Raw genomic sequence first — 13,517 nt, forward strand, 5'->3', positions numbered from 1 at the left:
CTATTTTTCATTCACTTAAAATTCAAAATAAGAAAACAAGCGAGTTAAATTTATAAATATTTTTCTCTTAAATACTTATCCATAGCAGCCGCTGCTGATCTACCAGCACCCATTGCTGATATAACTGTTGCAGCACCTGTTACAGTGTCTCCACCTGCATAGATAGCTTCTAGAGAAGTCAATCCGTCCTCATCAGCAACTATACATCTTTTCTTGTTTATATCAAGACCTGGTGTTGTAGATGCGATTAATGGGTTTGGTCTAGTTCCAAGTGACATTATTACCATATCTACATCCAAATCAAATTCAGATCCTGGTATTTCTACTGGTCTTCTTCTTCCAGATGCATCTGGCTCTCCAAGTTCCATTCTAATACAAGTCATTCCACAAACATTACCGTTTTCATCGACAAGTATTTCTTTTGGATTAGTTAGAAGGTTGAAATCTATGCCTTCTTCCTTTGCATGATGTACTTCTTCTACTCTTGCTGGGAGTTCTTCTTCACTTCTTCTGTATACTATATGAGACTTAGCTCCTAGACGAAGAGCAGTTCTTGCAGCATCCATTGCAACGTTTCCGCCACCAACTGTAGCCACACGTTTACCCACTCTGATTGGAGTATCATAGTCATCTTTGTAAGCCTTCATTAGATTTACTCTTGTTAAGAATTCATTTGCAGATAAAACACCATTTGCATTCTCACCAGGTATTCCCATAAATGATGGAAGTCCTGCTCCAGAACCTATGAATACTGCCTTGAATCCTTCATCTTCAAACATTTCTTCTATAGTCATTGTTCTACCAACAACTACATTAGTTTCTATCTTAACTCCTAATTTTTCAATAGAGTTTACTTCATAATCAACAACTTCTGACTTTGGAAGTCTAAATTCTGGTATACCATAAGTTAAAACACCACCTGCTTTGTGGAATGCTTCAAATATAGTTACTTCATATCCTAACTTTGCCAAGTCTCCTGCACAAGCAAGTCCTGATGGTCCAGAACCAACTACAGCAACCTTTATTCCATTGCTCTTAATATCTCCGCTTAGGTCTACCTTATTTTTTCTAGACCAGTCCGCTACAAATCTTTCAAGCTTACCAATTGATACTGGTTCACCCTTTATACCTAATATACATCTACCTTCACACTGTGATTCCTGTGGGCATACACGACCACATACAGCTGGAAGAGAACTACTCTTAGCAATTACCTTAGCAGCTTCTTCAAAGTTTCCTTCTTTTACTTCCTGAATAAATGCAGGTATATCTATACTTACTGGACATCCGCCTACACACTTAGGGTTTTTGCAGTTTAGACATCTCTGTGCTTCCTTCATTGCTTCTTCTTCATTATATCCATAACAAACTTCTTCAAAGTTCGTTGCTCTTACCTTTGGATCTTGTTCTCTTACTGGAACCTTTGGTGACATAGCCATTAGTGAGCACCCCCTATCTGACAGTCTGGGCTTGAGTGAGTTGCTCCATCACTCTTTCTTAGAGCCTTTTTGCCTTCTTCAGTCTTAAACATTTGCTGTCTCTTCATTGCTTCATCAAAGTTAACTTTCCAACCATCAAATTCTGGTCCATCAACACATGCAAACTTAATTTCATCACCTATTCTTACACGACAAGCACCACACATACCCGTTCCGTCTACCATTATAGTGTTCAAACTTACAGTAGTAGGTATATTAAGCTTCTTAGTGCTCATACAAGCAAACTTCATCATTATCATAGGTCCAATTATTATAGCTTCATCATACTTCTTTCCTTGATTATTTACTAAATCTTCAAGTAACATAGTTACATTACCATGGAAACCATAAGTACCATCATCTGTACACATATAAACATTATCAGATACAGTTCTCATCTTATCTTCAAATATCACTATATCCTTACTTCTAGCACCTATAATTACATCTACATCAATTCCGTGTTCGTGCATCCATCTAACCTGTGGATATACTGGAGCTGCTCCAACACCACCAGCTATAAATACAATCTTTTTCTTCTTTAAAGCTTCGATGTCTTCATGAATGAATTCACTTGGCTGACCTAGTGGACCAACAAAGTCTGCAACACTGTCGCCTGCATCAAGCTTACTTAATTTTGTACTTGAGTCTCCAACTACCTGGAAAACTATACTTACAGTACCTCTTTCTACATCATAGTCGGCTATTGTCAAAGGAACTCTCTCGCCCTTTTCGTCAATAATAACTATAATGAACTGTCCAGGATTTGCAGCTCTAGCAACTCTTGGAGCTTCAATATCCATTAAATAAACAACATCGTTTAGCTGTTTTTTTTCAACTATCTTATAGCTCATCACTATATCCCCCTTGTACCTTTTTACAATAAAATATAATCATACTATTCTTAATGCCTACAGATCTACTTATATATTATGTTAAAATAGTAAAAAATACATCATATATGCTATATATATATATAGTATATATATATAATTTTTATTTTACTTTATTTCAGTGCACAATATAAAAATAATACGATTAAGTCCATTATACACCATATCAAAAGTAATTTATAGTAATTTATTAAATTATTCTCAAAAAAAATCTTCTATTTCTTCATTTTTTTCTTCATTTCCTTTTTAAACTTTTTTCAATATGAAACTATATTCTCATTATTTTTTTGAATAAGCCTAAAATTTCAATACTAGCACCGTTTGCACATTTTTTATAAATTATAATCAAATATTTTGAATACTTCAAATTCTTTATTGAAATACAGCATAAATACTTTATGTTTTCCTCAAATATAAATAAATTTTAAACAAAGTTTTCATTTTTTTAATGAAATCATTCCATTTTTAAAGGATTGCTTTAAGGCTTTCTATCTACTCATAGGTACATTCATCAAGGCCTTGAGTAGCTTACATAAAACCACCTGTATTTTAAAATTAGTTAGAAAGCTCTTGTATTTTATATTTTTTTCTATATATTTTTTATTATATATATTTTTTTTATAATTTTATTGAGGGAATGAAGTTTTTAGTAGCCAATTTAAACTGTCACCATAATTATATACATCTATGAGTTCATATGTTATACTAATTAAGATAGGCATATTTTGTAGTTATGATTATTAACAGTATTTTATCTTAATGATAAGGAGTGAAAACAATGAAAAGATTAATATCCGTTCCAGAATTATTTGAATTAATGAAATCAGGAAAGAAATATGTTCTCTTGGACTGTAGATTTGATCTTATGAACAAAAACTACGGGGCTGACTCTTATAGAGAGGGTCATATTAAAGGTGCTTACCTAGTTGATATCGAAAAGGACCTTGCAGATCCAAAATCAGAGCACGGCGGTAGACATCCTTTTAAAAATCATATGGACTTTAAAAAAACAATGGAAAACTTTGGTATATCTAATGATGTAACTGTGGTTGCCTACGATGATGGTGATATGCAAGGGGCTGCTAGATTGATTTTCCAGTTAAATAATCTTGGCTTTTATAATGCTTATGTATTAGATGGTGGACTTGTCTCATATAAGCACTTTAATGGAGATATTGAAAAGGAAGAAAATGTAGCGGATAATAAATCAGCAAAGCTAGATGTTAAAATAGATAACTCTTTTATTGTGGATATGGATTATGTAAAATCTAAACTCTATGATAAGGATACAATTCTTATTGACTCAAGAGCTAAAAATAGATATTTAGGACTAGAAGAACCTGTTGATAAAGTTGCAGGACATATACCGAGTGCAAAGTCATACTTCTTTATGGATGTATTGAACGTCGATGATATGACAAAAAGTTCTTTTAAATCTCCCGAATATCTAAAGAAACATTTTAAAAATCTTGATCCAAATAAAGAAATCATCGTTTATTGTGGTTCAGGTATCTCTCTAATGGTAAATGCTTTAGCACTTGATATAATAGATATACCTTATAAGATTTACCCAGGCAGTTTTTCAGATTGGATAAGCTACGATGACAATAAAATTGCCACTGGAGAAGAATAAGTGAAATATGGCAATGCAATATTAATGTAGCAATAATCTCTTCCTATTGTGGCAAATTTATTAAATATTATTGCAATAAGCGCCATTTTAATGTAAAATCAAATCATATTTTGTGTTGAATTTTACATGTTTTTTGAATAAAAATCAAAAACTTAATATATAGGAGGTTAAGATGTCTTTAAAAGATAAAATTGGAGATGGTTTAACAAAGATTAAATCAAATAAAAAAATACAAATATATTTGGGAATAGTAGTAGTTGCTGTAATTGTTATTGTGGCTGGTGGAATTGTACTCAAGAATCAATCACAAAAAGAAACAGAACCTACTGTTCAAACCTATACAATACCGGAAAATGAAAAAATCTTCATCAATGGTCGTATAGTTCCAAAACAAAGCAAAGATATATCAGGACCTCCAAATGGAGAAATACCTGATGTTCGAGTAAGCAATGCACAGAATGTAAAGAAAGATGATGTTTTGTATATTGTAAAAGATGAGGCTGCTATACAAGAAATTTCTGGTATAAAAACTCAAATAAAAAATTTAATTTCTGAAAAGAAAAAATTAAAATCAGATGACCCTTCTCTAACAGCTATTAATTCACAAATAGCAACATTAAATACGAGCTTATCTACTGCAAATGCCAAGGCATATACAAAGATAAAAGCTCCTTTTGATGGGAAGGTCTATTTAAATAATAACCAAAATCAAGATACGCAAGCACCAGGTTCTGCACTTATGACTGTACAGACAACTGACTATGTTATGAATGGTCAAATAAGTGAACAGGATCTATCCAAAATCAAACAGGATATGACTGCTGACATTACTATCTTGTCTACTGGAGATACAGTTAAAGGTAGAGTAAGCTATATATCTGAAAGACCTGTATCTGCATCATCTCCTCAAGATGCTTCAGGAGATGGTTCTTCAGCTACTTCAATGTCATTTTATAGTATAATGTTGACACTTGACACACAAGATGGAATTATAGATGGATATCATACACAAGCTGTTATTGAAGTTAATACAGATAAGCACAAGGTTCCTTCCGCTTCTATTATTAATGATGGTAGCGAAGTATATGTACTTGCTGAAATGGATGGTTATTTAAGAAAAATAAATATAGAAATACTTTCTGAAAGCGGAGACTTCTCTGTAGTATCAGGAAACTTAAATGAGAATGATATAATTGTAAAGAACCCTACTAAAAATATGAAGGAAGGGGATCCCGTAGCAGATAAATCTGGAAGTGCTGGAAAGGCAGATACAGATAAAACAAAATCTGAAAATGATAATTCTGCTAGCTCCTCAGAGGAAAATCCTGAGAATTAGTGGAAAAACACGAGAGGGTGACTAATATGCAGATTGTTTTAGAAAATGTAAATAAGTATTATAAAGTAGGGAAAGAAAAGCTCCATGTACTAAAAGACTTAAACCTTGAAATCGAATCTGGTGAATTCATAATGATCATGGGAAAATCTGGAAGCGGAAAAACTACCATGCTTAACATTTTAGGTTTTTTAGATAAGCTAGATGAAGGTAAATATTATTTTGATGGCACAGATGTCAGTAACTTAAGTGAAAATAAAAGATCTGAATATAGAGCTGAATATGTAGGCTATGTATTTCAACAGTTCAACCTTATAGATACTTTGACAGTGTCACAAAATATTGAAATACCTTTGATTTATTCAGGTGTTAGGGATAAAAATAAAAGAAAAGAACTTGTAGCAAAAAGATTAAAAGAGGTCGGCTTAGAGGATAAGGCTCTTAGCTACCCTAACCACTTGTCAGGTGGTCAGCAACAAAGAATAGCTATTGCAAGAGCCCTTGTAAACAATCCAAAGATAATACTTGCAGATGAACCAACAGGAGCTTTGGATAGTGAAACTGGAAAAGAAATTATGCGTCTACTTACTGAATTAAATGAGTCAGGAACTACAATTATTATGGTTACACATGACCATGATATGACTAAATACGCATCTAGAGTAATTTCTTTAAAAGACGGTAGTTTTGTAAAGGGGGTTTAAGTATGTTTACTTTAATAAAGAATTCCCTTGCAAATTTAAAGGGTCATAAACTTAGATTAATAATAGCTTTTATATGGATAATTATCGGTATTACATCTGTAGTATTTGTAAGTGCCGTTGGAAATGGTATGTCTGCTATATTTAAGAGTACATTTCAAAATATAGCACCTAAAACAGCCATCTTTTATTTTGAGCCTTCTGATAAGGAGCTAGGAAGAAATCAAGTAATGCTTGATCCATTTTTAAGCTCAGATGTTCAGGCAATAGCTGCTCTTGATGGTGTAGAAAAGGTTGAGCCTTCAAAAAAGTTTGCTCAAACTATGCCAGGATTTGATGAAAATACTCTTATGGGTAACTTTACATACTTTGACAAATCAGGTTCTTCTCAAATCCTTCCAATTGAAAAGGCTCACTACAAAGTAATAAAGGGTCGTTCACTTACGGAAGCGGATGAAGGCAAAAGAGTAATTGTTTTAGAAAGCAATGCAGTAAAGGATTTATTTGGTGAAGATGAAAAAAATCCAATAGGTAAAGGTGTTACTTTGAATGGGCTGACTTTTGAAGTGGTTGGAGTTTTAGATAGTGATACCACATACGATCCAGTCGATAAAACTTTTAAAAAACGTGGTATGTTTGATGTCGATAATCCATATTCTGTAATACCAAGTACGGCTTATGGAATTCTTACAGGTACAAACATAAAAAGTGGTTCTATAAACTCTATGGTTGTAACTGTAAAAGATGGATTTGAAATGGAAACTGTTACAAAATCTATTGAGGATAACCTAGCCTCTCTTCATCCAGATATTAACGGAGAATATAAAGTTCAAGATCAAAGTAGTATACAAAAATCTACAGAAGCCTTTACAAAAGGAATTGATAAATTTGTAAAGATAATCACAGTAGTTGCTATGATTGTTGGTGGTGTAGGTATAATGAATATAATGTACGTATCTGTTATGGAAAGAAATAAGGAAATAGGAATAAGAAGAGCTTTAGGTGCAAAGCCAAGATCTATTCTATTCCAGTTCTTGGTAGAATCAGTGTTTATCACTTCATTTGGTGGCATTTTAGGTGTTATAGTTGGATATGCAGTCACTATTTATTCCAAAAATATTATGCCATTTAGACCTATACCAAGCTTTAATAGTTTCTTATATGCTGTAATATCAATCGTACTAACAGGTATTATATTTGGACTAGTACCTGCTTATAAAGCATCAAAGGTAGATCCAATAAAAATTATATACAAATAAAATTTAAGAGATTAATTCATATGAATTAATCTCTTTTTTATAGAAAGTTATAAATATAATAATTTTTTCAACTTATATTTATACACAAATATTTTGAGAGGAGATAGAGTTTGCTTTATAGCTATACTCTACTATTAAACTATGACAAAGTTACTAATTAAAAATGGGAGAATAATAAATCCTGCTAGCAATTTAGATGAACATATGGATATTTTAATTGAAGATGATAAAGTTAAAAGAATCGAAAAAAATATCCAGCTTGATAATGAAGATTTTAAGCTTATTGATGCCAAAGATTGTATTGTATCACCTGGATTAATCGATATACATGTACACTTTAGAGATCCTGGTCTCACTCACAAAGAAGACATTATGTCAGGTTCAAAATCAGCTGCTGCAGGAGGATATACAACTGTTTTATTGATGGCAAATACTAACCCTAAAATCGATAATATAAAAAGCCTTCAATATGTTCAGGAAAAAGCAAAAAAAGCTCCAATAAATATCCTTCAAGAAGCAGCTCTTACTATTGACTTCAAAGATGAGTTGGTAGATATGGATGCTCTACACAAGGCAGGAGCTGTAGGATTTACAAATGATGGTGTTGCTGTTATGAACACAAACGTATTGAGAAAAGCTATGATAAAAGCGAAGGAACTAGGCACAATTATAGCCCTTCACGAAGAAGATAATAAACTAATTGGACTACATGGTATAAATGAAGGTTCAGTATCAAATTCTCTAGGGCTAAAAGGAGCACCTAGGGTATCTGAAGATGTTATGGTGGCTAGAGATTGCATGCTAGCTTTAGAAACAGGAGCAACTATCGACATTCAACATATAAGTTCAAAAAATGCAGTTGATATGGTTCAATATGCAAAATCAAAAGGAGCAAATGTGATTGCTGAGGTAACTCCTCACCACTTCACTTTAACCGAAGATGCAGTGCTAGAACATTCTACTCTAGCCAAAATGAATCCACCTCTAAGAACTTATGAAGATAGAGAGAGAATAATAAGTGCCCTTGCTGATGGGACTATAGACATTATAGCTACCGATCACGCTCCACATACACCTGAAGAAAAATCAGTAGAGTTTTCAAAAGCACCTAGTGGAATTATTGGACTTGAAACTGCTCTTTCACTTACTATTACTGAACTTGTTAGAAAGAATAGGCTTTCACTTTCACAGGCCTTATCAAAGCTAACTTCTAATCCATCCACTCTTTATAAATTAAATAAAGGGGATATTTCAGAAGGAAAGATTGCTGATATATGCATCTTCAATCCCAATGAGAGTTATGTTGTAGATAAGTTTTATTCTAAATCTTCAAACTCACCTTTTATAGGTCAGAAATTATTTGGAAAAGTTAAGTATACTATCTGCTCAGGAAAAGTAGTATATTCTGATTAAAAAAAAGACACAGTAAAAACTGTGTCTTTTTCAATCTATCTATTTTGATAGTAATATATAAATAAATATTTCTATTTATTATATATTAACTATGCTTCTTTTTTCTTCATTCTCTTTGAGTAGAATTTATCTATAAATACTGCTATTGCATTATCACCAGATACATTCGCTGCTGTACCAAAACTATCCTGAGTTAAGTATAATGTAATCATTAACTGCTGCATTACTTCTGTTGTGATACCAACCATTGGTAAGAATGGAAGAGCTGACATTATTGCACCACCTGGAGCACCTGGAGCTGCAACCATAGCAACACCTAACATAGCTATAAATCCAAATACAGTACCAAAGTTAAATGCCATACCGTTCATTAATAATACTGCCACACTACAAGAAGTAATAGTAATCATACTACCAGCTAAGTGAATTGTTGCACATAGAGGCACAACAAAGTTTCTTATATCTTCTGATACACCATTCTTTTCAGCACATTCTAAGTTTACTGGAATAGTAGCTGCTGAAGACTGAGTACCTACTGCTGTTAAATAACCCTTTACCTGGTTCTTTATAAGCATTGCAGGGTTCTTTCCTGCATAAGTACCTGATACAACAAACATAAGTCCTACATATATTAAATGTAGAGCTATTACTATAAGGAATACCTTCCAGAATATCGATAGAACACTAAATACAGAACCAGTGTAGCTCATGTTAGCGAAGTTACCACAAATAAATAATGGTAATAGAGGTATTATTACCTTGCTTAAAACATTAGATATAATTGCTTCGAAATCGTCGAAAATTTCATATAGCACTACTCCACGATTCTTAGATCTTAACCAAGAAATACTTAATCCCATCATAAATGCAAATACAACTGCACTTGTAACATCAAGCATTGGAGGAAGTCCAATCTTGAAGAAAGGTTCAAGTGCTTTTCTAGCTCCCTGTACCTTATCGATTAATTCTGGTGTTATGAATACCGGGAAGAAATTACTTGCTACTGCATAAGCAAGACATCCTGCTATTAGAGTTGAACCATATGCTGTTAAAGCTGTTATTCCCAATAATTTTCCTGCACCATCTGATAATTCCGCAATACCCTTAACTACAAATCCGATTATCATAAGAGGTATTATAAAGTTTAAGAACTCACCAAATAAACTTGATAACGTTATCAACACTCTCAATAACTGAGGTGGCATAAACTTCAAGTTACCTAGGATAATACCGACTACGATAGCTATTATTAGTTTAGAAACTAAACCTAGCTTAAATTTTTTACCTTCCATCTTTTCCTCCTTAAAATTTATATAATGTAATATAATTTATGATAGTAACAGAGTACTTTAAAAAACATTTAACCGTTACCACAAATCATTATAACATAACGTTTACATTAATTCAATTTAAAAAAGGTTTTCCTATTATAAAATGTTTTTTTGCTATTTTAAAATAAGACTTTTAGCCTACTTCGCTTATAAAAGTTTTTATAATTCAGAAGTTTTCATTTAGTAATTAAATTTATAATTATCAAATATTAAGCTGGTGTTTTTACTTAATTTACTATTTAAAAATACCTAAATCAGCTATTCTATAAGATATTTATTAAGTATCTCTTATTAGTTATATTTTTTTTGATTAAGTCGATAATATTTTATAAGCTATACTATTATTTTATTTTATATTTTTATCAAAAAAAGACAAAACACTGCTTAGCAGAGTCTTTGTCTTTTGAATTTTATTATTTTGTTATAATTAATATCTATTTTTCTAATCTATCTATTAGTTTTTCTAGATTTTCTGATTTTCCTTTTATTAAGTCAACATATTCTGATAAGCCATCATTTTCCAGTAAAAGCACTAGCTCTTCATATCTCTTGACATCTTTTTTAAGCTTGGAAGAAAGCTGATCCTTATTTGCATCTGTACTAAACTCTAAAAACTCGCCTAAAAGCATAGCATTTAAAGAAGCTTGTTTCAATAATTCATCAGATGACTCCTTTAAAAGTTCAGAATCCTCTTCTTTATTTTCCTTGAGTGCTTGATTAGACATAGCTATAGAAATTACTGCCAACTCACTAAAAGAGTCAAACTGATGTCTCAGATTTTTGATAATATCTATATTTGAATCATCTATCATTTCATAATAATCTACATTTTTAGAAGTTCCTTCTTCTTCCATCTCATAAAATACTTCTGAATCATATCCGCATACTGGACACACAGAAGGTGCTTCATCACCTATATGTACATATCCGCATTCTTTACATTTAAACCTTTTCATATACATCTCTCCTCATAAATATTACTATATGGTTATATACCCAATTAAAGATATTATATAACAACTATTTGCATAGTCAATAATTTTTATTGTTATTGCTGAATATTAATTATACGAGTTTTTATATGACTTACCGAACCATATAATAGCTAACTAATGCTTTTACTTATGTTTTTATTTCTATACTTTAATTTATGTTTTTATTTCTATACTTTAATTTATGTTTTTATATTGTAACTTTTTTTGACTATTGTATCCATCCCGTAAATATATTTATCATTCTGAATACTTATTAATTACAATTTTGATGTTTCATTCTTAAAGCTTTTATAGTAGAATAGAAAGTAATTAGGAGGTTAATTATGAATAGTAATAATAAGATGAACAGAAAAAACAAAAGAAAGAAAAAATCAGTTTTTACAATTAAGAAATTCCTGCTTTTAGCAATTGTTATAGCTTGTGTTGCTGGAGGCGTTAAGATAGGCTTTGCTTACAAAAATGAACAAGAAGCTTTGCAGGAAGAAAAAATCAAAAAAGAAGAGCTAGCTAAAGAATTAGAAGAAAAAGAAAAATCTCAAGTAGTAGTAGGTCAAAAGAAAGAATTTAAGGATGTACACGGTGTAGATTCTCAAAAGGTTTGGAATGCTATGAATACATATGACTATGATAATGGTGGTAAAAAAGAAGTTTTCCTGACATTTGATGATGGTCCTTCACTTACTAACACACCTAACATAATCAAAATTCTTAAAGACAATAATGTAAAAGGTACTTTTTTTGTAATCGGAAAGTCACTAAAAATGGATGGCGCTCCTGCTGTACTAAAGGATTTATATAATGAGGGAATGGCTATCGGTAATCACTCCTTCTCACATGACTATGCATATCTTTATCCAAAAAGAGTTTTAAATTTGGAGAACTTTACTGCTGATTTTAAAGAAAACGAAAAGTTAATAAAAAAATCACTAGAAATGGATAATTTCTCTACTAGAGTAATCAGATGTCCTGGTGGTCAAATTTCTTGGAAAAGCACGGAACCTCTAAATGATTATTTAATAAAAAATAATATGGCATCTATTGACTGGAATGCTCTTAATGGTGATGCTGAAGGCGGAAAGAAAAATGCAGATCAATTATATCAGGAAGCTGTAAACTCTGGTAAGGGTAAAAACTTGGTAGTAATATTGATGCATGACACATATGGAAAAGAAGAAACAGTAAAAGCATTAGATAAGATAATAAAGCATTATAAAAGCGAAGGATATGAATTTAAAACTTTAGTTTAGTCTAAGCTTAAATTTTTGCTTTTATTATATAACAAGATAAAATTACGATAAAATTAACTGAAAATAGCTAGAACAAACTAATAATTAGTTTGTTCTAGCTATTTTTTATATTAAATACTTCTAATATTTCTAACTTGGCTTAAGCTATAAGCTATTGCTTTTCTAAATTTCTATCTAGTGCCCTTGAAAATAAATCCCTATACTTGCCATTCCAGTCATTTACCAAGTAACTTACAACTGCAGCTATATACATTATTTTTATATTTATAAAGAAGAGTACTATAATAAGTATTCTATATCTTTTTGCCTGTTTTACACTTCCACTCTCAGCTATCATTTTATTTTCTATTATTACCATAGAATCCTTAAAAGTAAATATCGTAAATAAATATTCCAAAGAAAATATAAAATTCTCTATATACTCCACTCTAAAACTAACTTTAAATACTTTTAATAGTTCTGCAAAAAGTATATATACTATCATTATAATAAATAACTTTCTTGTTGAATAAATAAATCTAATGTTTTTCTTTAAAGTAGAGATTAAATTTAATTTATATTTCTTTACTCCAAAGTTTAGCTTTATTTTTTTAGAAACTATCATAGTTAAAAAATATATTATAATTCCACTAGCAAATGATATCAGTGAGAAACTAAAAAGAAAACTTTGTTTAATAGTTTTACTCTCAATTGTCTGCCTATAATTTTCTAATACTTGTAAAGAATTTTTACTTACCCCCTCTGGAATTAATACTTTAGATATTTTATCTATAAATGAATATATCTCTTTAGAAAACTCATCAAAGTTTGAGATCAAAGATACATTAGTAAAGCTCCTCATCAAGTAGTCAAATACAAACATCATCAATAAACTTAATATCGATAGAAGTATTATTTCATTCCCTAACTCACTCTTTTCAAGAAGAATATAACCTGTAAATAGACCAATTATAGATCCTTGAATGAGCATTATAGGAGTCATAGGATTCCCTAAAACAAAAAATGTAATTAAAATAGAAATAATCACACTTAGAGATGAATATTTCCAGCCACATCTTATATATATAATTGCAAAAAAAACAGGAACTAAGAAATCATAGTATCCAAAAAAACCGAGCCCCATAGCCGTAGAAGCTAGTGTTAAAACTATAAAAATAGAAGTTAGTATACTCGCCTCTACCATAGGTTTTATAGAGTTTTTATTGTCCATATTATACCTCCGATATTATTGAGT

The 13,517-nt window shown here is 31.1% G+C and carries 11 protein-coding genes; 6 read left to right on the top strand and 5 right to left on the bottom strand.

Annotated elements, in window-relative coordinates; translation table 11 throughout:
• Positions 1-50: 50 nt before the first annotated feature.
• On the bottom strand, positions 51-1,439 hold the full coding sequence (gltA, locus tag UF10_RS04590) for an NADPH-dependent glutamate synthase (RefSeq protein WP_106776634.1): 1,389 nt from the start codon (positions 1,437-1,439) through the stop codon (positions 51-53).
• Positions 1,439-2,332, bottom strand: a complete 894-nt coding sequence (locus UF10_RS04595) for a sulfide/dihydroorotate dehydrogenase-like FAD/NAD-binding protein (protein ID WP_106776635.1) — start codon at positions 2,330-2,332, stop codon at positions 1,439-1,441. Before UF10_RS04595 ends, gltA begins: the two co-directional genes overlap by 1 nt.
• Before the next feature lie 817 nt (positions 2,333-3,149).
• Between UF10_RS04595 and UF10_RS04600 the strand changes: the two genes are divergently transcribed.
• The 5 genes from UF10_RS04600 to UF10_RS04620 all read left to right on the top strand — a co-directional run bounded on the left by UF10_RS04600 (position 3,150) and on the right by UF10_RS04620 (position 8,710).
• A complete protein-coding gene (locus UF10_RS04600) occupies positions 3,150-4,004 on the top strand; it encodes a sulfurtransferase (RefSeq protein ID WP_106776636.1) in 855 nt (284 codons plus the stop codon).
• Positions 4,005-4,176: 172 nt separating this feature from the next.
• Complete coding sequence (locus UF10_RS04605; protein ID WP_106776637.1) at positions 4,177-5,340, top strand: efflux RND transporter periplasmic adaptor subunit; 1,164 nt, start codon at positions 4,177-4,179, stop codon at positions 5,338-5,340.
• A gap of 26 nt (positions 5,341-5,366) precedes the next feature.
• A complete protein-coding gene (locus UF10_RS04610) occupies positions 5,367-6,041 on the top strand; it encodes an ABC transporter ATP-binding protein (RefSeq protein WP_106776638.1) in 675 nt (224 codons plus the stop codon).
• A gap of 2 nt (positions 6,042-6,043) precedes the next feature.
• Positions 6,044-7,297, top strand: coding sequence for an ABC transporter permease (locus UF10_RS04615; RefSeq protein ID WP_106776639.1), 1,254 nt, complete (start codon positions 6,044-6,046; stop codon positions 7,295-7,297).
• A gap of 141 nt (positions 7,298-7,438) precedes the next feature.
• The gene (locus UF10_RS04620) at positions 7,439-8,710 is read left to right on the top strand and encodes a dihydroorotase (RefSeq protein ID WP_106776640.1); all 1,272 of its coding nucleotides are present in this window, start codon (positions 7,439-7,441) and stop codon (positions 8,708-8,710) included.
• Between the two features lie 89 nt (positions 8,711-8,799).
• Here the strand turns inward: UF10_RS04620 and UF10_RS04625 are convergent, their stop codons facing one another.
• Both UF10_RS04625 and UF10_RS04630 read right to left on the bottom strand, forming a co-directional pair.
• Positions 8,800-10,002, bottom strand: a complete 1,203-nt coding sequence (locus tag UF10_RS04625; RefSeq protein WP_106776641.1) for a dicarboxylate/amino acid:cation symporter — start codon at positions 10,000-10,002, stop codon at positions 8,800-8,802.
• A 473-nt stretch (positions 10,003-10,475) separates the two neighbouring features.
• A complete protein-coding gene (locus UF10_RS04630) occupies positions 10,476-10,997 on the bottom strand; it encodes a rubredoxin-like domain-containing protein (protein WP_106776642.1) in 522 nt (173 codons plus the stop codon).
• 362 nt (positions 10,998-11,359) lie between these two features.
• Between UF10_RS04630 and UF10_RS04635 the strand changes: the two genes are divergently transcribed.
• A complete protein-coding gene (locus UF10_RS04635) occupies positions 11,360-12,283 on the top strand; it encodes a polysaccharide deacetylase family protein (protein ID WP_106776643.1) in 924 nt (307 codons plus the stop codon).
• Positions 12,284-12,434: 151 nt separating this feature from the next.
• Here UF10_RS04635 and UF10_RS04640 read toward each other — a convergent pair whose 3' ends face one another.
• The gene (locus UF10_RS04640; RefSeq protein WP_106776644.1) at positions 12,435-13,493 is read right to left on the bottom strand and encodes a DUF2232 domain-containing protein; all 1,059 of its coding nucleotides are present in this window, start codon (positions 13,491-13,493) and stop codon (positions 12,435-12,437) included.
• Positions 13,494-13,517 lie beyond the last annotated feature (24 nt).

Origin of the sequence: Peptostreptococcus russellii (assembly GCF_003012055.1) — a bacterium.
Lineage (GTDB): Bacteria > Bacillota > Clostridia > Peptostreptococcales > Peptostreptococcaceae > Peptostreptococcus > Peptostreptococcus russellii.

Coding starts and splice junctions, on each gene's coding strand:
- gltA (WP_106776634.1), bottom strand. CDS start 1,439: ATGGCTATGTCACCAAAGGTTCCAGTAAGAGAACAAGATCCAAAGGTA.
- UF10_RS04595 (WP_106776635.1), bottom strand. CDS start 2,332: ATGAGCTATAAGATAGTTGAAAAAAAACAGCTAAACGATGTTGTTTAT.
- UF10_RS04600 (WP_106776636.1), top strand. CDS start 3,150: ATGAAAAGATTAATATCCGTTCCAGAATTATTTGAATTAATGAAATCA.
- UF10_RS04605 (WP_106776637.1), top strand. CDS start 4,177: ATGTCTTTAAAAGATAAAATTGGAGATGGTTTAACAAAGATTAAATCA.
- UF10_RS04610 (WP_106776638.1), top strand. CDS start 5,367: ATGCAGATTGTTTTAGAAAATGTAAATAAGTATTATAAAGTAGGGAAA.
- UF10_RS04615 (WP_106776639.1), top strand. CDS start 6,044: ATGTTTACTTTAATAAAGAATTCCCTTGCAAATTTAAAGGGTCATAAA.
- UF10_RS04620 (WP_106776640.1), top strand. CDS start 7,439: ATGACAAAGTTACTAATTAAAAATGGGAGAATAATAAATCCTGCTAGC.
- UF10_RS04625 (WP_106776641.1), bottom strand. CDS start 10,002: ATGGAAGGTAAAAAATTTAAGCTAGGTTTAGTTTCTAAACTAATAATA.
- UF10_RS04630 (WP_106776642.1), bottom strand. CDS start 10,997: ATGAAAAGGTTTAAATGTAAAGAATGCGGATATGTACATATAGGTGAT.
- UF10_RS04635 (WP_106776643.1), top strand. CDS start 11,360: ATGAATAGTAATAATAAGATGAACAGAAAAAACAAAAGAAAGAAAAAA.
- UF10_RS04640 (WP_106776644.1), bottom strand. CDS start 13,493: ATGGACAATAAAAACTCTATAAAACCTATGGTAGAGGCGAGTATACTA.